A 20,525-nucleotide genomic window follows, 5' to 3' on the forward strand; every position below is an offset into this window, starting at 1 on the left:
CCAATATGGAGTTCCATTTTATAGTAGAATAGTAGATTCAATTGTTTTATAACGTAAGTAATAAAATAAGTAAAAGTATTAAAAGGTAACACACGAATGACTTCGTGTTTTATTTTTTGTTCTTATCTGGAAATAAAATACATAAATGATAATTTAGGTAAAATAAGGAGGGTATTATGAGTTTCTTTAAAAAACTGTTTGCTACGGAAGACCTTACACCAGAAGAACGTGAGCGACAAGAAAAAGAAAAAGCTGAAAAGAAGGCCCAGAAGGAAAAAGAGTATCAATTGTATCAAGAGCGACGCGAGAAAGAAAAAGAAGCTAAACAGGCCGAAAAAGAAAAGAAAAAAGAGTTGGAGCTTCAAAGAACAGTTAAGTTTTTTGGTCCTAATCCAGGATTTACAGTTAAAACTAATTATACCGTCTATAAAAATGTCTTAATTTATCTAGAGAATAATGTTCTAAGTCCGACAGAAGAAGTATTATCTACAATCCCAGCAGAATATGACAAGACCAAGAAAAGGGAAATAAAAGGTGTATTAGTGGCAACAAATGAACGCCTTATATTCGCTACAAGTGGGATTGGTCATGGGGAATTTGTTGAGGTGTTAGAATATAGCAAAATGAATGGTATTTCTTTAGCTCCTGATGGATTTAGTCAAAAAGAACTTCTGATTGATTACGGCAGATCTAGAAAGACTTTTGATGATATTGTAAACGACGCTAATTTCACTAAATTCCTAGCAGAAGTAAGACAAATGATGAATCAATCAATAAAGATTGGCAAAGTTAGTAAACCAACAAAGGCAATACCAAGCCAGAAACAAGAAGATAAATATGAGACTTTGGCAAAGCTAGGGAAACTGCGTGATAATGGAATTCTTTCAGACAAAGAATTCGAGATTGAAAAACAAAAGATATTAAATTCAAAGTGGAGGTAAAAGAATTGAAGATTGTTAGTGTAATTCTAAGTATATTTGCAATTATATTTACTCTTTTGATGGCTATTATCACTCCTTTCGCATGGATTGGACTTATAGTATTAGTGCTTGGGTTATATCAACTATCTCAAAAGAGGAAAGGCAAAATCACCTTTTCTAGACCTGGATGGTTTGTTGCAGTCGGATTAATCTTTAGCTTAGTAATGGCAATGGCCTTTGTAGAACCAGCAGAAGAAGCCAGTACAGAAAAAAATAATGAAGAAGTTTTAAATGCCGATTTAGAAAAAGCGGAAGACAAGAAAGCTGAGGAACAGAAAGCTAAGGAAGAAGCCGAAAAGGCAGCGAAAGATGAAGCAGAGAAAAAGGCCGCCGAGGAAAAAGCTAAAGAAGAACAAAAAAGGCCAAAGAGGAAGCTGCTAAAAAAGAAGAAGAACACCTAATGAGTTTAGGGCTAGAAGAGGTCACGGTGGCTAGAGTGGTTGACGGAGACACAATTGAACTAAAGGATGGAAGAAAAGTTAGATTAATAGGAATTAATACACCAGAATCGACAACAAGAACAGAAGAATACGGAAAAGAAGCGAGCAATTATACAAAAACCAAATTGGAGGGTAAGCAAATTTGGATTCAAAAAGATGTTTCGGAAACTGATCGTTATGACCGAATCTTACGAATTGCATGGTTAGGGATCCCATCTGACGACATGGATGAGACAGAAATTAGAAGTAAGATGTTTAATGCTGATTTAGCAATAAATGGTTATGCTGAGCCTTCCACTTATCCTCTAGATGTAAAATACAGCGAGCTTTTTGTGAAGTTTGCCAGAGAAGCTCGTGATAAAGGTACTGGACTATGGGTGTATGGTGAAGAAGGGACAACTAAGGGAGATTTAGATGCTGCGACTTCTAGTAATACAACAATCAGTTCAAATGACTCGACTACAGATTCAAGTAGCGACACTTCAACCTCAACCGCAAGTAGTGGTGGAACCGAATCTTATAAAAACTGTACGGAATTAAGAAAGGTATATCCAAACGGAGTTTCATTTGATCATCCTGCTTATGCCTCAAAACATGATCGAGACAAAGATAATTGGGCATGTGAAAGGTAATATTGTGTAGCCTCGTATTATAAAAATACGGGGCTTTTCTATGCATTTCATATATGTCCTTGCACCTCATATAATATTTGATCTCCCATGATAATAAAAACTGAAAGAGGGCATGAAAAAACAGACCCGGGAAAATGATTAATCTTCCATGAGTTCTACGCCTAAGGGCGTGACAGTCGATGGTATGCCGTGGTCGCTGGAGTTTAACGGATGGGCTCAAAGGCACCATTTTTCAATCTCTGTGGTGCAGCGTTGATTTTGCGCTGCATGGATGACTAACGGGTGCGGGATAGTTTAAGAAGTGTACTGAACTCAACCAATAACTCAAAATTATTGAAAAATCAAAAGGTTCAATAAATATGATGAAAGCTATGGAAAACTTAAAGATTAATTAGAGTAATACTGAACAGGGAGTTGTCCTTATTTTATAGTCGAGTTAGATCCAAACGTCTATTACTAAAATAAGCCAAATAGCATGGTCAACAATTAGCCAAGCAGAGTTTTCAACCTATATTACAATAACTGATAATATAGCTAATACACTTAAAACTATTTCGTAAAGTAATTTATATCTTCCTATATATCCCCTTACTTATTTCTTAGATTTCTAAACCTCGCAACCTGCTTAATTAATCCCTGCAATGTTCTTCCCTCGATTAGATCCATTAATTTCTGTCCTACTTCTAAGTCAGTTAATTCAATATAACGAATCGAATACTCTCTAATAAGTTTTATATCCTCTGATGTAAATAACCTAGATTTCTTAGGGAACTTTTCGGGATTTTCCTTCCTGAATTTATAAACCTGATTCGTTAAGGAACCAAGTGACCTATCCCCTTTTATTTTATTCTTTAGCTTTTTTGCTACACTATAATCTGAACTTTTATAATGATTTGTTGCTAACATTTCTATGATGATTTTTTCCTCAGGTGTATATCGTTCGCCTCGTTTAGTAGAAGATTTATACATTAATATCACCTCAGATTGAATAGAAAGGAATTTTTTGGATAGTATAACCGTACATTATTGTTTTTACTTTAACAAGCCCTTACTCTAACAAGTAGTAGCGGCTTTTTTTGTTTGTTTCAAAAACTTTTTTCTATTCAAGCTCGTCTATATAATGAATACATAAAAAGGAGTAAGTATCATGCACACTTTAGGTGAGAAATTAAGATTACTTAGGATGATAAAAAATATTACTCAGAAGCATCTAGCCGATGAATTAGCGATTGGTTTGAATAGTGTCGGACGTTATGAGAATAATATTAGAGTTCCTAAGTATGAAATGTTGAAGAAATTTGATGACTATTATGGAATACCTATAGAAGATTTACTTTAAGTTTTTGTTTTTTTTACCTTCTCAGGAGCATGTAGAGGTATAATTCGTATTTGTGTATGTGAAGGGTTCTTCTATATGACCTGACCCTAATCTTTGATGAAATGCTTTTAATGCCTATACTGCATTTGAAATGCCAGTAGAATAGCTCAAGTTTCCATGTGAAGCAATGAGTTTATTGGATAAAGGAGAAAAAGCCTTTTATAGTTCAACAATAATAAAAATTATATTTTTTATATAATTCTGCTTATGAATGTTCTAATTTATGTGATTTCTTTGTTAGATTACAAACTAGTATTAACTTAATAAGGTTATAATTGTATAAATTACCATTTTAGTATAATAATAGCAGTTTTTAAATTAATATGGTATAATTTGTTTATTATAATATTAAAAGGAGAATAGGATGAAGAAAAGAGTTATTAAAATGTCTGACTTAACTTCAATTAACTCTATTAATTTCTGTAACAATGATTATGATTTAGATGGTATTGAGGAAGTAATATATGACCATGAGTTTTTGGAAACAGTAGAACCTTTTGGGATGTTACTCGCTGGTTCAAAAATAAGAGAATTATTTCATAAGTACCCTAAAGTTAAATTTAAAGATAGAAATTACGAAGGTAAAACTTATGCATCGCATATGGGGTTTTTTAAGAGTGTTTTATTAGACTATGGTAAAAAACCAGGTGAGGCTAGTGGAAGTTCTACTTACATACCAATAACAGAAATAAATGTAAGAGAGTTAAAAACAGAATCATATAAGAACTCAGAGGTTGTTCAACAAACTATAGAGAGAAAATCTATACAATTAGCTAAAGTGTTAGCAAGAAGAAATACAAAATTGCAAAAAGTTTTATCTTATTCTATTCGTGAGTTAATTAGAAATATTGTTGAACATAGTGAATCAAATACTATTTGGTATGCTGGACAATATTGGTCAAGTAAAGATAGGGTTGAAATAGCAATACTAGATGAGGGTGTTGGGATAAGACAAGCAATCTCTTTTAATCCTAATCTAAAAATAGCAGACGATAAAGATGCCTTGTTACTTGCAATTGAACCTGGAATTTCTGGGAGAGCTTTTAAATATAAGGGGAAAATGAGAAGACAAGAAGATACTATTTGGAAAAATTCTGGTTATGGATTATATGTTACTAGTAGTATTTGTCAACTTGGTGGTGATTTTCTTATTTGTAGTGGGGATACAGCTTTAGTGATTAAAAAGAATGCTCTTAAGACAAGACCAACTAATTTTAAAGGTACTGCAATTAGACTGAGACTAAAGGTATCTACAATAAGCAATATTGATGGTGATATTATAGATAAAATCGTAACTGACGGAGAAAGAAAGGCGAAAGAAAATTCTGATCTATCAGTAATTAGTGCTTCAAAAGTATCGAGAATGTTGACGATAGATGAGTAATGAACAAAAAAGACCTAAGGGGGCGACACCAATAGGGTCTATGGGTACAACTGGGGATGTTCTGATTACCATGTCAGGAAGTAGTTCAACGGAACTTGCATGGACTGGAGGTCATGCAGCTATAGTAGTTGATAGATTTAACAGCAAACGAAAATTTTAGTTGCAAGAGATCTTTTTTATAGTTCATTTTTGAAAATTTTTTAATGTTTTTTAGCCCACCAGCTAACCATATTGCTAACACATTTGCTAACATACTTATTTTACTGAGCTTAATTTATTTTACTGAGTTGATTTTAGTACTTGATAAAACCTTAATAAATCAAGCTTTTATAAACTTATTTAACCTAGTTGTACTAGTTTAATCTTACCAAACAGAATTGACAGGGAAGGGGTCGTGGGTTCGAATCCCTCACAGGTCATCACACAAAGTCCTTGATATCAAGGGCTTTTTTGTTTTTTCCTCTAACCCTGTCTCCTGAAAAATAGATGACTGGTCACCAATTGGTCACATACTGCTGGATTGGTTCTTTGATTCCATTTTGGTTACCAAGATGTGAAGAATCTTTATGTCCATAAAGAAGTTCACCAAATTTTTGTGCGGTCTCTTTTTGCATATTTGGTAGAAGATGACTATACCGATCTAGTGTCATTCGTGTATCAGCATGTCCAAGTCGCTCAGAAACAATCTTTGGATGCACACCCTGCTTCAATAACAGCGTTGCATGGGTATGTCGGAGGTCGTGAAAACGAATTTTTTTAACATTAGCTTTTTCGATAAAGATGTTAAAATTACGCCTTAGATTACTTGGGATAACGGGGGTACCTACGCTTGTTGGATTAACGAGATTCATATCTGTATAAAGTGACCCCATTTGAAGACGGTGCTTCTTTTGTTCTAATTTATATCGTTTTAGCTCGGTTACTAGCTCATCTGGCATTGCAATTGTACGCATCCCAGCTGCTGTTTTTGTCGTTTTATTTATAGTCTTTCCATCATTACTTAACGTTTGTTTAACATATAAGACTTTTTCGTCTAAATTGACTCCATCCCATGAAAGCCCAAGAATTTCACCTTGTCTCATACCTGTATTAATAGCAATAAGGTAAACCATATACAGATGACTTTCTTTTGCAACTTCTAAGAACCTAAGTACTTCATTTACATCCCATACTTCCATTTCATCCTTTGATTCTTTTGGAGGGTCTACGAGCTTTGCGACATTTTTTAACATCATATCAAACTTAACAGCTCGTTCTAATGCATTCCCCAGTATAGCATGAATTTTTCTTACGGAATTATGGTGTAGTTTTTTCTCGTTTAACAACTTTGTGTAAAATTGTTGGATGTGCAATGGCTTCAAGGTGGATAAAGACATATTCTCAAATTCAGGAAGTATATGCTTTTTCAAAATGTAGCAGTACGTAGTATAGGTGCTTTCAGCAACAGTTGTCTTCTTATACTCAAGCCATTGTACTAAATATTCACCCAGCTTCTGAGTAGATGGCTCAATATATGTTCCTGAATTCAATTCATGCAATGCTTTTGTAAGAGCTGCTTGAGCCTCCTTCTTCGTTTTAAATCCACGTTTCTTTTTTTGCTTTCGCTTACCATTTGAATCTTTGCCTAGCTCGATAACATAATACCACTTACTAGCTTCTTTTCTAACAGAACCTGAGTAGTTCATTTAAACATCTCCTTACTTTCTATATTTATATAAAAAGGGGAGAGAGTTTTACCTCTCTCCACCATTTAGCCAGTTAAAAAATACCTCTCGAGAAACCTTTATTCTTTTTCCAATACGGACAATATGAAATTGACCAGAATTTACTAGTTCATATGCCTGCCGACGGCCAATCCCTAATATATTTTGAATGTCTGAAACATCAAGTGTGGTCGGATAATTCTTAATAGTTTCCAAACCTATCCCCCCTGTTCGTCTATAATAGTAGAATTTTCGCATTGCATCCCTTAATTTACATAAATATAAGAGGCATTAAACCTTTTCAAAATCTCTTTAGAAAGGTGCAAGATCGCTTGCTGAATTTGTATATTACTTTGGAAATAAGTGGCTATTTCTTTGCTTCCACACCTCAACGGATTTCGCCAGATTTAATTTCCGTATCTCTCCGACTTCTAATACTTTCTCATATACTTCTGTATAGTTAGCCATTAGCATCTGTAAAGCATATTGTTTCATTCCAAGTAATTCCTCAATATGCTCATGTAGTTCATCAATATCTGTCAGAAGTAATTCTTTTTCTGTTTGTTCCATTTCTTCACTTGCTGCTTTTTCAACCATGGAGCATAACAAATCATATAATGATTCAATACTCTTTCCTTTATGTTTATAAAAAGGTGCAAAAACTAGGCACATCTCATGCATATACATAATCCTCCTCATTCATTTTTTTATGGAAAATGCAAAAACCGTTAACAAGAGAAAAAAGGCTATCCATCCTTTTCCTTGGCATTTTGTGAGCGTTCCCAATCAGCAATCCCCTTTTTGGTAAAACTAATGAAGGCATTCAAAAAAATTTCTTCCTTATGATGAGTAGTAGTAGAGCCTTTTATTTCAGGTATAGCAGGTAGACTGATTGATTTATCTTGTGTCATTTCTATTCCTCCTTGTTATTAAAAAGCTTTTCTGAAGCGGCCTGTTTAATCTTCCAGTTTTTACGTCTTTTTCGTACCTTAGAAATGAGTGCTACAACCTCATCTGCAAACTCTTCGTGTTCGATCGGTGATAAAAACACAGTTTCTTCGATGTTCTTAAAGTTTATTCCTTCATGTGTTTTTAACGTTAAGGAAAGGGTTGCCTCATATTGAGTGTCAAGCAAGCTAAATGTTGACTTGGGTGAAAATAATTGTGTACTTGAGCTCATCCCACAGATGATAAATGGTGTCCCCCCATTTTCGTAATAGGAATCAGTGAATACTGCTATAGAGACTCCTAATTGATCAGCAATCCTTTCGAGCAGATCAACTCTAGGTTGAGTACCCGACTCAATTCTAGATATTGTTGATTGAGCAACTGAAATTTTTTCAGCAAGGCGATATACAGTAAATAATGGATTGTTATATTCATTTGCTTTTTCTCTAATCCACTTTAACCGTTCTCCTAATTTCATCTTCTTCAGGATACTTAAATCCTTATCTTCAACTTTGTACATATTAAGTTGGGTCATCATTATCACTCCTTTTTGTTGTTAAATATAGATTATCACGATTTAAGCGAATAAGCAACTAATATTTTTTTAATTGCTTTTATGCTTATGCGGTGATATGATTTACTTAACGAAAGACAACCATAGCAAATAATAACTGGGAATAGCTAGCACAGGCTAAAGCAAGAAGTATTCAGTTCTCAATGATATAGAAGGAATAAAGGAGAGAACAAATAAGAAAGAGCCTAACACTTGCATTCAGCGTGCTAGACAACAGACATAGACTACATCATACATCTATAAGGGTAATGAAGGAATCCATCAGGCTATACAGGGGAAGATTCTAAAACAGGATGAGCAAAATCCCCTCCACATTGGCACTAATTATAATAAGCGAGTAGCTACATTAGCTTTTTTTTACTACTAAGTGTCAAATTAGGGGGGATTAAAGAGAGAAACTAGAGGAGGGACATAAAATGGATACAGTAACATTGGATTATAAGCAGTACCTTGCATTTACAAGTTGGAGTGAAGCTAACTATAAAAATAAGACTCAAACAGATAAGGTAACTAAGCTTACCAACATGGGTGTGCAGGTAGTAGCTACATTAGGTAGGGGTAAGAAGGCTGAGTACATCATCACGATACCTGCTGGATTCTGGAGGATGCTACTCATTAAATCCATGTCTTATACAGAGGTAGGTGCGGATTACATCGATTTTCTAATTGAAGGCAGAGACGTACTTAATACAGAAGAAGGCCCCATAGTAAGATTCGACTCTGAAATTTATCCTGAGTTGGCTGCGAAACACAATGTAGAGGTTGAATCAGTGAAGACTACCTGTATAAGAGTACGTAATTTCTTGAAGGAACATGGTTATATAAGAACTGCCACTGTGGATGGTATGAAGACTCACAGAGTGAAGAAGTCATTCCTCACCAAAGAATGGGTGACTGGCACCGAGGCTCTCCAATTTGATCAAGCCGCTCGAAACCACTGGATTAGATACTACAGAGAGAAGTTATCCCTGTATAAAGATATAGACCCGACTGCCACTATGTTACCTATGAATGTGTTTGGTGTAGAGATTCGTCAAATATACAGTTTTGGGATGAAGGACAAACTGGATGTGTACTATTACAGAGTCGCTAAGAAGACAGTGGTGACTGATAACATGACGGCTGACATCAACTATGCCCACTTATCATTCTTAGAAACTCGTAATCTGGCTGAGGTTCTAAATGAGTTATCCCGCAGACAGAAGCTATACCGAACACAGAAGAAACACAGGGATGAACAGAAGGTGGCAGCTAATGAACAAGCTCAAGCAAAGAAGCTATCTAAAGAAGAAAGAGAAGCTATCCATAAACAAATGTTTGTTATCGAAGTACAAAGGGAAATTAATTGGACTCCGCCAACGAAGGAACAAGAAGAACGCCTAATGCTGGCTATAGAGGAAGCCTTATCACTTGATTGGGATGAATAGACTGTTCCCAATAAAGGATTCAAACTGCTTACAGCATATAATTAATTCACAATTGAATCCTGCTTTTTGTAGGGGTCTTATAATGAAAGGATAATAATAATGAAAAAGATGAACGATGAATATGTGTTTTTTGAAATGGAATCAGAACTAAATGAAAGTTCAAGTAAGGTTCTTGTAGATAATATTGATATGATGCCAGTACATGTGAAATGCCGACTCAAAAGAGCTTATGAAGGTCTAAGCCGAGCACAATTAGCTGGAATTTTAGGGTGTAACACGGTAAATGTCAGTGAATTTGAAGGTGGGAAGAAGTGTTTGCCTTCTAAGTATCACATATCTTTGGAAAAGTACCTATTTCACACAAAATATCGGTTAGAGACGATGGGAAGTTTGAACTTTATGATTACGACTGGCACAATTAAATGAATAACCCTTGCTGGATTTCTATGGATTGTTAGTGAAACAAGTAGCTGTTCCCTTCCAGATGAAACGGTATAGACCATTCGTAAATAAAGTGCTAACAAGCTGAAAAAAGCCATTCAACCGTTGGTGTTATTACATTCATGGCTTATGGGCTTTTTTATTTACGCTTGTTGTGTGTAAGAAACAAAAAAAGGCAGATTACAATTCTCTGCTCATACTGATTTTTCTATATAGGGCTATAACAGCTTTATTTTGACTTTCCCAGCGTAAATCTCTGATTGCTGGTCTTTCCATTTCACTCATTAACTTTGCAAGTCTCAGGCTTCTGTATGGTTCTTTTACTTCTCCATGAATCACTTCTTCATATGCTCTGTTTAAAGCTGTAAGGAACCTCATATTATTGCTCCTTTAGTTCCTGCAAATGTTTTAAAAAGGATTTTGCATCCATTAATATGCTCTTACGAAAGGTTTCTTTGGTACCGTAATATTTCTCAAGTTTTACTATGGTCATCTTTGTCTGATTTATTTGTTGTTCAATAAATACCTTATCCATGGTTATGCTCCTTTTTCCTGTTCTTCTATTTCCTTAACAAGCTTATAAAAGGTTGTTCGCTTCATTCCTGCTTCATCTATCGCAGAGGTGGCGGTGATTTCACCTGCTTTCCACTTGCAGTAGGCTTGGTAAAATTCATCTGTTGGCTCTGCTTTAGGTCTACCGAATTGAGTACCGTTCTTTAAAGCTACATCAATGCCTTCACGCTGTCTCTTTCTTATGCGTTCCCGTTCCTCATCTGCCATCCATGAAAGGATTTGCAATACAAGGTCTGAAATGAATGTTCCCATGCTGTCTTTATGCTTAGTAGTATCTAGCAATGGCATATCCAATACAATGATGTCAGCTTTAATATTCTTTGTGATGTGCTGCCATTCGTTGAGTATATCCTCTTTGTTCCTACCGAAACGGTCTAATGAATGAATGTAGAGAACATCCCCTTCTCTTAAACACTGTTTTAATGCCTGGTATTTCTCACGGTTGAAGTCTTTACCACTCTGCTTATCCATGAATATGTCCCTATCCTCAATGCCTTGTGCTTTCATGGATTCCAACTGCCTACCCTCGTTCTGGTCTTTGCTGCTAACTCTTACATAACCAAATTTTTTAGTGTTCACTTTGAGTTCCTCCTCATACATAATGTGTTCGTAAATGCATTCATCACTTAATGAACATTCGCAAAGTATTTCTGAACATTAACGAACAGGATAAGTGCTGATCTTGCCTACTCCTATGCCTGTTCGCAAATGTATACTTAATCGAACAAACATAGAAAGGGGACATACCCATTCAGGTAGTCCCCCATCATATCTTATAGGTATCCTTTTTCCTTTAAGCTGATGTATTTCTCGGCCCCAATGATAAGGTGGTCGATCACATCTATACCCACTATTTTCCCAACCTCTGCAAGGCGTTTTGTGACCTCTATGTCCTCTCTCGAAGGGTCTGGCTGCCCTGATGGATGGTTATGTGCAACGATAGCGCTAGCGCAGCTTCTTTTTATTAAAGGCAAAAAGGTTTCACGAGGATGCACGATTGATGCGTTAAGAGAGCCTGTGAAGATTGTTTGTCTAAATAATATTTCATTCTTTGTATTAAGGCCAAGGCAAACAAATTCTTCACGTGTTAAGTACTGCATATCCTTCAAATAAGTAAAGGCATCTTGAGGACTCCTGATGGCAAAACGTTCTTCTGCTGTACTAGGATTCAGTCTTGCTAGCTTTAAAGCAGCAATAATTTGATGAGCTTTTACCCTGCCGATCCCCTTAATGGACAGAAGTTCTTCTTCAGTAACATCCAATAACTCCTGGATAGATGGGAAACGGTTGAAGATCTCACTTACAATATAGCTGTCATCCTTTTCACGAATACTAGTAGCTAGCAATAGTTTAAACGTAAATTTATCAAATTGGTTTGTCATAATATATTCCTCCATATAATTGAAAATAAAAAAGGAGAGACGAATGTCCCTCCGATTGTTTGGTATAGGTTTTTTCTGTACAATGTAATTAACGTTAATTGTTGATGAGTTCTTTTATTGAGCTCATCTTTTTTTGTGCAAAAAAATAACCCTTCGAATGCTTGCTGCACTCAAAGAGCTTCATTGATTCAAGCTATTAACTGACTTCATATACTTTCACCACCTTCAGGCTTAGCTTTTAAAAGTAATAAATCTTGGATGAAAGACGATGCTTGTTGTTTTGTGAGCTTGGTGCTGTGATCTACTTGAAACATCATTTGCATCATTTCTTTTGCGACTTCTGGACGCATTTTTAACTCTGATACTGTTCTAAATATCATTTGTAGCTGCTTATCAGTGGCTGGCTCATCACCCCCTTTAGTTTGAATGATATGTTTAGGTAAGTCTTCGATATCCTGTGTGAATAGCCCACTAGCTCTTGTCGCTGAAAGTACAGCATCAATTAATGCTCTTTTCTTCGCCATCTTAAGAAGTGTATTAACTACGCTAAATGGGTCCTGGTCAACAAAGGACTTTTCTTTATTGTTGCATGTTCCAATTCCTTCTGCTTCCATATATCCAGTTTGTTTGCTGACAAGAGTCACTTTCACTTCATAAGCAAATATTCCTTTCTCCCAGTTTTCAATACGATTAACAATATTCACGTGTTTTGAAAAACCGAAGATGTCACAAAGCTTCTCTGCTCCAGGTTTTAAAAGCGTGGGTTTTTTAAAGCCATCAATAATTCCGTAATCCAAGCCCTCTTTCATCATTTCTTTTATAAATTGTTGTAACAAGTCTATTCTTTCTTTGGCTTCAGCTAAAGAGATAGCTAGAATTGGTACAAGACTCACCTTTACGTTTCTTTCCCTTATGGGTATTACATTACGATTCACTCCATTTTCTCCAACCATTGCAAGTTCACTCCTTCATAACAATTTTCGCTTACAACAAAAGCTTCCTACTTTTTATAAAAGGAAACATGATTACCTACTTCACGATTACAGTTGTAGTAAGCAAACCTATTAATGGCTTTATCAAGTTCTTCTATGCTAGATACAGTTTTTCTAAAGCCTAAATGCCAATATCCCTCAATATGAGCAGGATTCACTTTGTTTGCTACAAGAAAACCTGTCCAATATTCATTCTTAGTGATCAAAGACTTTACTGTATTTTTATGCTGCTTTTCCATTTGACTCACCTCCTTTCATTGATATTAATAGCTGTGTTAATCGTTCCTTATTAATGGCAGCAGAAGCTTCACCTCCTTTCAGTGTCAAAAGGAACGGGTGGGCACCGAACAAAGTAAAAGCATTTTTCACTATGCATTATGTGGGGTCGAAAATTTCTAGATTTGTGGCTTTGCATAGACTTCTATATATTTACATAATGGTCTACACCTGCATAAACAGCTTCTCATGCAAGATCCTGTACAGTTATATGATCCTGAGATTGAAAGTGAAGAAAGTTATAGTATTGAAATGGAAGAAATAGCGGAACAACTGATTTTTAGACTTTAACCTTATAGAAATGGCATCGTATCTTATTGGTACGATGCCATTTCTATAAGGTTCTAAACACTATCAGACTTATTTACTAATGGAATTAGATTTCCGTTGTTTTACTATTTGAGTAAGAGTAGAATATAAGTTAAGTGTAACTTTGGTGTGAGGTGATAATTTTGGAATTGAAATTGTTTTACCGCACGCAACGGGATTTGGCAACGGCCCTAAATCAACTCGTTGATGCATATTGGCAAGAAGAAATTGATGAAATAGCATTTGTAGAGGGTGTAAAAAACTTACACGAACACAACACAAATAAAATGATTAAAGACAATTATTTTACTAAGGTAATTCAACAAACATGTGGCAAAAGACGATTAGAAATAATCGATAAGATAATAGAGAAATGTGATTGATAGTACACATGTATAGGTATTTCTCCGTATGATTTAAGCAATAATTTTCGGGACAAATATTTGAAATAAGAGTTTGGGGGAAAATGTCGATGAAGAGTCTATTTGAATCGTGTAAACCAAGGGAAAGTGTTTTTGATGAAAGTAAACGAGATGATACGTTAGACTTAGCAAACCTAATTGATCAATCGGTTGATGCAGAAGAGTTTTTCAAAGAAACCTACATAACTGAAGGAATGAGCCTCGTTTTTGACACTGCTTTTAAACGATTTGAGGGGAAGTCTCCAAGCGGATTAATAAAATTAACCCAAGCAATGGGTGGAGGAAAAACGCATAACATGGTCGCTTTGGGCTTGTTGGCACAAAATCCTACGTTGAGAAACCGTTTGTTAGACGGTAAGTACAACCTCGGTGGACAAGAAATAAAAGTTGTTGCTTATTCTGGGCGTGAAAGTGATATTCAATATGGAATTTGGGGTGAAATCGCTCGTCAACTTGGAAAAGAAGAGTTGTTTAAGGATTATTATGCACCATTGAAGTCCCCTGGCCAGTCGGCGTGGATTAATTTACTGAAAGATGAACCAATCCTTATTTTACTTGATGAGTTGCCACCATATCTCGAGTATGCGAGAACAATACCTGCTGGAACTGGTACGCTTGCTGATATCACTACAAATGCACTTTCAAATCTATTTAATGCACTTGGGAAAGCAGAGTTGTCCAACGTATGTCTTGTAATTTCTGACTTGCAAGCGACATATCAATCAGGCTCTGATTTGCTTCAAAAATCATTTAGGAATCTGGAAAATGAGATTTCACGCTCATCAATAAATATTGAGCCTGTCGGAACGACATCGGATGATTTATATCATATTTTGAGAACAAGATTATTTGAGAAAAAGGCTTCGGAAGAAGAAATTCATGAAACTGCATTGGGGTATAAGGAAGCCGTTAAAGAAGCAAAACAAATGAACTACACCAACTATAATCCTGATTTGGTTTATACGGGTATTAAAGACGCATACCCATTCCATCCTTCAATTAAGGATCTATTTGCACGTTTTAAAGAGAACCCTGGTTTCCAACAAACGAGAGGGTTTATACGATTGACAAGACTAATGGTTAAAAGCTTGTACGAAGGAACCGAACCAAAGGCAAAGTACACTTATTTATTGAATGCGTACGACATGGATCTGAATAACTCTGAAATGTTCTCTATGGTTAGAGGTATTAAGTCAAACCTAACAAACGCAATTGCTCATGATATTGCCCAAAGTGGTAAGGCGGTAGCGGAAGAAATAGATTCGACGACCAATAGTCATGATATGCAGAATTTGAGTAAGCTATTGCTCGTGGCATCATTAGGGAATGTGACTAATGCTTTATTAGGTTTAAGTCTCTCTGAAGCGATCGGATATTTGGTGACCCCTGATAGAGGTATTACTGAAGTGAAAAGTGCTTTGGAAGACTATAAAGTAAAAGCATGGTATTTATATGCTGATAATCAAGGGAAACTTTATTTCAAAGATGTAAAAAACGTCAATGCTGAACTATTATCAGTAGTAGATACTTACAATAATGAAATCGCAAAGAAAGAAATCAAAGAAATTCTAATTGGAAAATTCGCTCCAAAGTTAAAGGATTGTTATCAGGAAGTTGAAGTATTCCCAGCAATAGATGAAATTCAATTGAAACAAGATAAAATTTCTCTTATTTTATTTGAGCCTAATCCAAATGGAATCGGACTTCAAAAAGATTTGAAGAATTTTTATGAAAATGTCCGCTATAAAAATAGAGTGATGTTTTTAACAGGTCAAAGAAATTCGATGGAAAATTTACTGGAAGTTTCGAAACAGTTAAAAGCTATTAAGTCTATAATCAACCGAATGAAGACTGAAGACAAAGTACCTGAGAGTGATCCGCAGTATCAACAAGCACAAGAAATCGAGCATAAATTAGATTTGAATTTACTACAAACGGCAAGAGAGACATTTATCACGTTATACTATCCGACCTCGGATGGATTTGAGTCAAGTGAATTTAAAATGGAATTTAAAAATATGGATTTTGATGCAGAGGAACAAATTCGAAGCTTGTTAATTGATGAAATGAAGTTTGATAAAGATACGGCATCAGAAACATTTAGAAGGAAGTTTGAAGCTCGTATATTCACTACTCGACAAGCACGCTGGGGGGATCTTAAAGAGCGAGTTGCAACTACGACCTCGTGGTCATGGCATCCAGCAGATGCGTTAGAGGACATGATGAATGAAGCGTTAAGAAAGGGAATTTGGATTGAAGAGGGAGGCTATCTTGACAAAGAGCCACCTGCTCCAGAAACGAGTGTAAACGTAAGAGAGCAATTCAGAGATTCTGACACTGGGGAAGTCACCTTGAAAATCACTCCACAAAATGGAGATAAAGTTTACTATGAAATAAACGGTGATGCTACAACTGGCTCCAGTTTAGTAGGAAACTTTAATGATTTTAAAACAACGGAGTTATCCTTATCGTTTTTATGTGTCGATTCTTCAGGGATTCATCAAACGGGTCCATTGGAGTATTGGACAAATCATGTAAAGTTACAGTATCACGATTATGACAAGGGTGGAAAAACGTATATTGAATTAAAGGCGACATCACCCAAAGTGAAAATAAAGTACACGACCGATGGTTCAAACCCAAAGAACAACGGTGGAGTATATGATGAATCATTTGAAATTCCGTCAGGAACAAAGTTTATTCAAGCAATTGCCGAAAATGAGGAGCTTGGAATTTATTCCGATGTTCTTTCAATTCCGATTACCGAACGAAAATTTGAAATTGATAAAGAAAAACCATTAGTATTGGCTCAGGCGATTAACAGCTCTTCAACGGCAGAGGTATACAAGCAATTAGAAAGTTTGATTAAACATAAAGCTTCAATTGCAGGGATTAGTTTTGACTTGTATGAACAAAGTAATACTTCACAACAAGGCTGGCTGACCTTGTCTTTTGACAATTATGTCTTTCAAAATACTGAAATCGTATTGCAACAAATTGAGCAACTAAGGGATAGTTTCTATAAAGAGAAGAATGTAGACTTGTCATTAAATATAGAAAAATGCAAGTTTGAAAAAGGCCAAAATTTTGAAGATTGGATTGCAGAAAACAGGCAAAGTATGGACACATACAAAAGCAATATAAGCCAATAAGGAGGACATCTCATGGCTAAAAGAAAAGCTTTAGGTTTTGGATATATACCAGAGGAATCAAAGCATCATTTCATGATTGTTATTCCAAGAAGCAATAAAGATGATATTGCGGTATATGAACGATTTGAATGGGATGAGGACGATGAAAAGCAAGTTACAGATGTTGTAGATCAAAACTTGAAAGTTGTTTTAAGTCATCACAAATGGGATTTAATCAAAGAAGGATTGGCAAATACGTTTAATGGTCGTTTAAAAGATAAAAACATCAATGTTGGCAGGTTTAAAATAGGAGCAAATCCAGTTGAACGATTATTGGGAAAAGAAATGGTGCTTCTCATGTGGGCAATTGAAGATTCAGATCCAAACCTAATACCAGTCGCACTGAAAAATTGGCATGGATTAAGCAGGGAAGAACGTTGGTGGCTGTTCACTATGTCTAACGCTATTACAGGTCATGCAGATGACAAAAGAGGTTGGCGAAAAGCAATTCGTTTTGCTTTGACTGAAAATCCCGTGGACGGCGAGACTGATATTCATGGGAACATATTGGAAAAGCTGTATAAGAATTCGTAGGTTGGAGGAAAAAGACATTGCTTGATTACAGTAACTCATTTATTGAAACACAATTTCCAGTTTCAAAAGTGTCCAAAGAAAGTTATAAAGAACGAAAGGCGAATTTAGGACAAACATTAACAGGACTGGGGAAGTGGTGGGGGAGGAAACCACTTATCCTCGTCCGTGCAACTATTTTGGGCATATTGCTTCCAGTTTCGGATGATCCAAAAAAAGATAGAGAAATCTTCTTGAAACTATTAACGATGGATGATGAAGGATTATTGTTGAGGAAATTTAAAAACTTGACAACAAAAGAAGTTTTTAAGTTACTTACGAAAAACGAAAGAAGTGAATATTTTCAAGAGGCATCTACTGAAGACAAGCCTGTTTTTAAAAGAGGGATTACAAAAGCTGAAAAAGATGCATTACAAACATTGACATTTAACCGTTTGTCTTATGATGATAAATTGACTTATTGTAACCGATCTGAACACGTTGAAAACTTACCAGTAAATTATTGGGAAGAAATAAATAAGCATTTGGAGACATCAGCAAGTACACTACAAGAACTTATTCAACAACTTGGCGAAAAAAGATATGGTCATACACCAAGAATCGGTGATTGCTTTGCTGGCGGAGGTAGTATACCGTTTGAAGCGGCCAGAATGGGAGCAAGTGTGTATGCATCTGATTTGAACCCAATAGCCTCATTATTGACTTGGTCAGCACTTAATGTAGCAGGATCTAATTTATCAGAGATTGAGCAGTTAAGAAAATTTCAAAGAGAGGTTTATGATGAAGTTGATCAGCAAATTACTGAGTGGGAAGTAGAACATAATGAAAAGGGTCATCGTGCGGATTCATATTTGTATTGCTTCGAATCCACTTGTCCAGAGTGTGGCTATAAAGTTCCGCTTGCACCATCTTGGTTTGTTGGTAAAGGTACAAAAACAGTAGCAATGTTAAAGGACAATGGTTCTGATGGTTTTGATATTAAAATTATTCAGGATGCATCGAAAGAAGAAATTAAACAAGCAGAGGCCTTGAAAACTATAAAAAATGGCAGTCTATTCTGTCCGAGTTGTAATAAAGAAACGCCAATACCAGTTCTTCGAAAAGACAGAAAAGGCGAAGATGGAAACACAATCCATGGACTAAGAAAGTGGAACAAAAATGATTTCGTTCCAAGAGATACTGATGTTTTTAAAGAAAGACTGTATTGTATTCGGTACGTTGAAACGTACTTAGATGATAATGGAATTGAGAAGACGTCTCGTTATTATCAAAGTCCGACAGCGGAGGATATAAAAAGAGAGGAAATAGTTATTGATCTATTATCCGAGAGACTTTCAGATTGGCAAGAAAAAGGATTCATTCCTTCAACTGCGATAGAAAGTGGTTATAATACAGATCAACCAATTAGGGAAAGAGGTTGGCAATACTGGCACCAAATGTTCAATCCGAGGCAGTTGCTATGTATAGGATTATTCGTTCAACATGTAAACTCTTTAGCAAAAAATGATAAAGAGCGTACGTTTGGTTTATTGGGTATTAATAAATTGAACAACTGGAACTCTAAGTTATCCCGATGGAATTCCGATGGTGCAAACGAAAAAGGGCAAGAAGTATTTAGTGACCAATCTTTAAATACATTGTATAACTATATAACTCGGACCATGATATCCTTAAGAACTACTTGGTTTTTTAATGTAAACAATTATCCATTGAATGGTAACTTTGACGTGAAAGTTACTGATGCCCGAGGTATAGAAAACGAATGTGATATTTGGATTACTGACCCTCCGTATGCCGATGCTGTAAATTATCATGAATTGACAGAGTTCTTTTTAGCTTGGGACAAGATGTTATTAGAAAAAACTTTCCCAGGTTGGTACTCAGATAGTAAGAGAGTTCTTGCGGTAAAAGGTACAGGTGAAACATTTAATAATAGTATGATTGAAATATATAAAAATTTGGCTTTAAATATGCCAGACAATGGAACTCAAGTTGTTATGTTTACACATCAGGATGTAAAAGTTTGGGCAGAGTTAGCTATGATATTATGGTCTGCTGGTTTAAAAGTTGAGTCTGCTTGGAATATAGCTACCGAAACAGATGCAAACGGTTTGAGACAAGGTAATTATGTTCAAGGTACAGTTTTATTGGTGTTAAAAAAACAAACGTCAAACGACATAGCCTTTCAAGATGAATTATATAGAAAGATAAAAAAAGAAGTTCAGTTTCAAATTGACAGCATGAAAGACCTTGACGATAAGGAAGACCCAAACTTCTCCGATGCAGATTATTTGTTGGCATCCTATGCTTCTTCGCTTAAAGTGCTAACTGCTTATAAGGATATTGAAGGAATTGATGTTGTATATGAATTGTCTAAATCAAGGAATTCAAATGAAGAGAGTCCAATAGAAGCAATTATTAATAAAGCAGTTAAAGTAGCTTATGATTATTTGATCCCAGAGGACATAGATCAAATGGTTTGGAGAGACCTAATTGAAGAGGAGCGTTTCTATATTCGTGGGCTTGAGTTGGAGATGGGGAACGTTTATCAAGCGGGTGCTTATCAGGAATTAGCAAGAGGTTTTGGTGTAAAAGACTATAGGGATCTTTTGGAAAACTTTAGAGCCAACAGTGTTCGTTTGAAAACAGCATCCGAATACAGAAACCGTGGAATCAATAATGATGTCTTCGGAAAAACGTTATTTAGACATATTTTAATGGCAATTCATCAATCTGTTCAAGCTGAATCGACAACTGAAGGCAGAAATTATTTAAGGGCAACCTATGACCAGAATAATGAGTATTGGAATCATCGGACTGCAATTATGGAGATTTTAGAATTCATTTCAAGATTCAAGAATATAGCACATATGAGTCATTGGCATCAAGATGCTTATTATGCGAGACTTCTAAAGGAAGCAATTCGTAACGACGGTATTTAA

The 20,525-nt window shown here is 35.6% G+C and carries 24 protein-coding genes; 12 read left to right on the top strand and 12 right to left on the bottom strand.

What is annotated here, in order from left to right; all coding sequences use genetic code 11:
• The first annotated feature begins 176 nt into the window (after window positions 1-176).
• The 3 genes from ACOI1C_RS20275 to ACOI1C_RS20285 are packed head-to-tail and all read left to right on the top strand — an operon-like array spanning window position 177 to window position 2,052.
• Window positions 177-941, top strand: a complete 765-nt coding sequence (locus tag ACOI1C_RS20275) for an SHOCT domain-containing protein (RefSeq protein ID WP_422512385.1) — start codon at window positions 177-179, stop codon at window positions 939-941.
• Between the two features lie 5 nt (window positions 942-946).
• Window positions 947-1,381, top strand: a complete 435-nt coding sequence (locus ACOI1C_RS20280) for a hypothetical protein (RefSeq protein ID WP_422512386.1) — start codon at window positions 947-949, stop codon at window positions 1,379-1,381.
• Complete coding sequence (locus tag ACOI1C_RS20285; protein ID WP_422512387.1) at window positions 1,381-2,052, top strand: thermonuclease family protein; 672 nt, start codon at window positions 1,381-1,383, stop codon at window positions 2,050-2,052. Before ACOI1C_RS20280 ends, ACOI1C_RS20285 begins: the two co-directional genes overlap by 1 nt.
• A 588-nt stretch (window positions 2,053-2,640) precedes the next feature.
• Here ACOI1C_RS20285 and ACOI1C_RS20290 read toward each other — a convergent pair.
• Window positions 2,641-3,021 carry a hypothetical protein gene (locus ACOI1C_RS20290; RefSeq protein ID WP_422512388.1) on the bottom strand — a complete coding sequence of 127 codons (381 nt, stop codon included), beginning with the start codon at window positions 3,019-3,021 and terminating at the stop codon, window positions 2,641-2,643.
• Window positions 3,022-3,199: 178 nt separating this feature from the next.
• Here ACOI1C_RS20290 and ACOI1C_RS20295 point away from each other — a divergent pair, with 178 nt between their 5' ends.
• From ACOI1C_RS20295 to ACOI1C_RS20305, 3 genes are all read left to right on the top strand, one after another.
• Window positions 3,200-3,391, top strand: a complete 192-nt coding sequence (locus tag ACOI1C_RS20295) for a helix-turn-helix domain-containing protein (protein WP_422512389.1) — start codon at window positions 3,200-3,202, stop codon at window positions 3,389-3,391.
• A gap of 403 nt (window positions 3,392-3,794) precedes the next feature.
• Window positions 3,795-4,814, top strand: coding sequence for a hypothetical protein (locus ACOI1C_RS20300; protein ID WP_422512390.1), 1,020 nt, complete (start codon window positions 3,795-3,797; stop codon window positions 4,812-4,814).
• On the top strand, window positions 4,807-4,974 hold the full coding sequence (locus ACOI1C_RS20305; RefSeq protein WP_422512391.1) for a hypothetical protein: 168 nt from the start codon (window positions 4,807-4,809) through the stop codon (window positions 4,972-4,974). The genes ACOI1C_RS20300 and ACOI1C_RS20305 overlap by 8 nt, the downstream gene beginning before the upstream one ends.
• 334 nt (window positions 4,975-5,308) lie before the next feature.
• Here the strand turns inward: ACOI1C_RS20305 and ACOI1C_RS20310 are convergent, their stop codons facing one another.
• The 5 genes from ACOI1C_RS20310 to ACOI1C_RS20330 all read right to left on the bottom strand — a co-directional run bounded on the left by ACOI1C_RS20310 (window position 5,309) and on the right by ACOI1C_RS20330 (window position 8,000).
• On the bottom strand, window positions 5,309-6,499 hold the full coding sequence (locus ACOI1C_RS20310; protein ID WP_422512392.1) for a tyrosine-type recombinase/integrase: 1,191 nt from the start codon (window positions 6,497-6,499) through the stop codon (window positions 5,309-5,311).
• Window positions 6,500-6,547: 48 nt separating this feature from the next.
• Window positions 6,548-6,733, bottom strand: coding sequence for a helix-turn-helix domain-containing protein (locus tag ACOI1C_RS20315; RefSeq protein ID WP_422512393.1), 186 nt, complete (start codon window positions 6,731-6,733; stop codon window positions 6,548-6,550).
• Between the two features lie 132 nt (window positions 6,734-6,865).
• Complete coding sequence (locus ACOI1C_RS20320) at window positions 6,866-7,198, bottom strand: hypothetical protein (RefSeq protein WP_422512394.1); 333 nt, start codon at window positions 7,196-7,198, stop codon at window positions 6,866-6,868.
• Between the two features lie 65 nt (window positions 7,199-7,263).
• On the bottom strand, window positions 7,264-7,428 hold the full coding sequence (locus ACOI1C_RS20325) for a hypothetical protein (protein ID WP_422512395.1): 165 nt from the start codon (window positions 7,426-7,428) through the stop codon (window positions 7,264-7,266).
• A 2-nt stretch (window positions 7,429-7,430) separates the two neighbouring features.
• On the bottom strand, window positions 7,431-8,000 hold the full coding sequence (locus ACOI1C_RS20330) for a helix-turn-helix domain-containing protein (protein WP_422512396.1): 570 nt from the start codon (window positions 7,998-8,000) through the stop codon (window positions 7,431-7,433).
• A gap of 455 nt (window positions 8,001-8,455) precedes the next feature.
• Here ACOI1C_RS20330 and ACOI1C_RS20335 point away from each other — a divergent pair, with 455 nt between their 5' ends.
• Together ACOI1C_RS20335 and ACOI1C_RS20340 are read left to right on the top strand one after the other, a co-directional pair.
• The gene (locus ACOI1C_RS20335) at window positions 8,456-9,466 is read left to right on the top strand and encodes a hypothetical protein (protein WP_422512397.1); all 1,011 of its coding nucleotides are present in this window, start codon (window positions 8,456-8,458) and stop codon (window positions 9,464-9,466) included.
• Window positions 9,467-9,565: 99 nt separating this feature from the next.
• Window positions 9,566-9,892, top strand: coding sequence for a hypothetical protein (locus ACOI1C_RS20340; protein ID WP_422512398.1), 327 nt, complete (start codon window positions 9,566-9,568; stop codon window positions 9,890-9,892).
• Window positions 9,893-10,087: 195 nt separating this feature from the next.
• Here the strand turns inward: ACOI1C_RS20340 and ACOI1C_RS20345 are convergent, their stop codons facing one another.
• The 6 genes from ACOI1C_RS20345 to ACOI1C_RS20370 all read right to left on the bottom strand — a co-directional run bounded on the left by ACOI1C_RS20345 (window position 10,088) and on the right by ACOI1C_RS20370 (window position 13,093).
• Window positions 10,088-10,285: a hypothetical protein gene (locus ACOI1C_RS20345; RefSeq protein WP_422512399.1), complete on the bottom strand. Its 198-nt coding sequence runs from the start codon at window positions 10,283-10,285 to the stop codon at window positions 10,088-10,090.
• A 1-nt stretch (window position 10,286) separates the two neighbouring features.
• Entirely contained in the window at window positions 10,287-10,442 is a 156-nt protein-coding gene (locus ACOI1C_RS20350; protein WP_422512400.1) for a hypothetical protein, read from the bottom strand.
• Window positions 10,443-10,444: 2 nt separating this feature from the next.
• Window positions 10,445-11,059 (bottom strand): recombinase family protein, encoded by a 615-nt coding sequence (locus ACOI1C_RS20355; RefSeq protein ID WP_422512401.1) that lies wholly within the window; start codon window positions 11,057-11,059, stop codon window positions 10,445-10,447.
• A 194-nt stretch (window positions 11,060-11,253) separates the two neighbouring features.
• Complete coding sequence (gene radC / locus ACOI1C_RS20360) at window positions 11,254-11,862, bottom strand: RadC family protein (RefSeq protein WP_422512402.1); 609 nt, start codon at window positions 11,860-11,862, stop codon at window positions 11,254-11,256.
• Window positions 11,863-12,068: 206 nt separating this feature from the next.
• Entirely contained in the window at window positions 12,069-12,815 is a 747-nt protein-coding gene (locus ACOI1C_RS20365) for a hypothetical protein (protein WP_422512403.1), read from the bottom strand.
• A 47-nt stretch (window positions 12,816-12,862) separates the two neighbouring features.
• Window positions 12,863-13,093, bottom strand: a complete 231-nt coding sequence (locus ACOI1C_RS20370) for a hypothetical protein (protein WP_422512404.1) — start codon at window positions 13,091-13,093, stop codon at window positions 12,863-12,865.
• 480 nt (window positions 13,094-13,573) lie between these two features.
• Between ACOI1C_RS20370 and ACOI1C_RS20375 the strand changes: the two genes are divergently transcribed.
• From ACOI1C_RS20375 to ACOI1C_RS20390, 4 genes are all read left to right on the top strand, one after another.
• A complete protein-coding gene (locus tag ACOI1C_RS20375) occupies window positions 13,574-13,822 on the top strand; it encodes a TIGR04540 family protein (protein ID WP_422512405.1) in 249 nt (82 codons plus the stop codon).
• Window positions 13,823-13,911: 89 nt separating this feature from the next.
• On the top strand, window positions 13,912-17,013 hold the full coding sequence (locus ACOI1C_RS20380) for a DUF499 domain-containing protein (RefSeq protein ID WP_422512406.1): 3,102 nt from the start codon (window positions 13,912-13,914) through the stop codon (window positions 17,011-17,013).
• Between the two features lie 12 nt (window positions 17,014-17,025).
• The gene (locus tag ACOI1C_RS20385; protein ID WP_422512407.1) at window positions 17,026-17,586 is read left to right on the top strand and encodes a DUF3780 domain-containing protein; all 561 of its coding nucleotides are present in this window, start codon (window positions 17,026-17,028) and stop codon (window positions 17,584-17,586) included.
• A 17-nt stretch (window positions 17,587-17,603) separates the two neighbouring features.
• A complete protein-coding gene (locus ACOI1C_RS20390; protein ID WP_422512408.1) occupies window positions 17,604-20,525 on the top strand; it encodes an anti-phage-associated DUF1156 domain-containing protein in 2,922 nt (973 codons plus the stop codon).

Source organism: Bacillus sp. DJP31, assembly GCF_049310945.1.
GTDB lineage: Bacteria > Bacillota > Bacilli > Bacillales > SA4 > Bacillus_BS.

What these genes read in the sequence shown, in the direction of transcription:
- ACOI1C_RS20370 (WP_422512404.1), bottom strand. Translation starts at nt 13,093, where the DNA reads ATGGAAAAGCAGCATAAAAATACAGTAAAGTCTTTGATCACTAAGAAT.
- ACOI1C_RS20330 (WP_422512396.1), bottom strand. Translation starts at nt 8,000, where the DNA reads ATGACCCAACTTAATATGTACAAAGTTGAAGATAAGGATTTAAGTATC.
- ACOI1C_RS20345 (WP_422512399.1), bottom strand. Translation starts at nt 10,285, where the DNA reads ATGAGGTTCCTTACAGCTTTAAACAGAGCATATGAAGAAGTGATTCAT.
- ACOI1C_RS20380 (WP_422512406.1), top strand. Translation starts at nt 13,912, where the DNA reads ATGAAGAGTCTATTTGAATCGTGTAAACCAAGGGAAAGTGTTTTTGAT.
- radC (WP_422512402.1), bottom strand. Translation starts at nt 11,862, where the DNA reads ATGACAAACCAATTTGATAAATTTACGTTTAAACTATTGCTAGCTACT.
- ACOI1C_RS20275 (WP_422512385.1), top strand. Translation starts at nt 177, where the DNA reads ATGAGTTTCTTTAAAAAACTGTTTGCTACGGAAGACCTTACACCAGAA.
- ACOI1C_RS20320 (WP_422512394.1), bottom strand. Translation starts at nt 7,198, where the DNA reads ATGCATGAGATGTGCCTAGTTTTTGCACCTTTTTATAAACATAAAGGA.
- ACOI1C_RS20300 (WP_422512390.1), top strand. Translation starts at nt 3,795, where the DNA reads ATGAAGAAAAGAGTTATTAAAATGTCTGACTTAACTTCAATTAACTCT.
- ACOI1C_RS20285 (WP_422512387.1), top strand. Translation starts at nt 1,381, where the DNA reads ATGAGTTTAGGGCTAGAAGAGGTCACGGTGGCTAGAGTGGTTGACGGA.
- ACOI1C_RS20295 (WP_422512389.1), top strand. Translation starts at nt 3,200, where the DNA reads ATGCACACTTTAGGTGAGAAATTAAGATTACTTAGGATGATAAAAAAT.
- ACOI1C_RS20365 (WP_422512403.1), bottom strand. Translation starts at nt 12,815, where the DNA reads ATGGTTGGAGAAAATGGAGTGAATCGTAATGTAATACCCATAAGGGAA.
- ACOI1C_RS20290 (WP_422512388.1), bottom strand. Translation starts at nt 3,021, where the DNA reads ATGTATAAATCTTCTACTAAACGAGGCGAACGATATACACCTGAGGAA.
- ACOI1C_RS20305 (WP_422512391.1), top strand. Translation starts at nt 4,807, where the DNA reads ATGAGTAATGAACAAAAAAGACCTAAGGGGGCGACACCAATAGGGTCT.
- ACOI1C_RS20385 (WP_422512407.1), top strand. Translation starts at nt 17,026, where the DNA reads ATGGCTAAAAGAAAAGCTTTAGGTTTTGGATATATACCAGAGGAATCA.
- ACOI1C_RS20335 (WP_422512397.1), top strand. Translation starts at nt 8,456, where the DNA reads ATGGATACAGTAACATTGGATTATAAGCAGTACCTTGCATTTACAAGT.
- ACOI1C_RS20310 (WP_422512392.1), bottom strand. Translation starts at nt 6,499, where the DNA reads ATGAACTACTCAGGTTCTGTTAGAAAAGAAGCTAGTAAGTGGTATTAT.
- ACOI1C_RS20340 (WP_422512398.1), top strand. Translation starts at nt 9,566, where the DNA reads ATGAAAAAGATGAACGATGAATATGTGTTTTTTGAAATGGAATCAGAA.
- ACOI1C_RS20350 (WP_422512400.1), bottom strand. Translation starts at nt 10,442, where the DNA reads ATGGATAAGGTATTTATTGAACAACAAATAAATCAGACAAAGATGACC.
- ACOI1C_RS20325 (WP_422512395.1), bottom strand. Translation starts at nt 7,428, where the DNA reads ATGACACAAGATAAATCAATCAGTCTACCTGCTATACCTGAAATAAAA.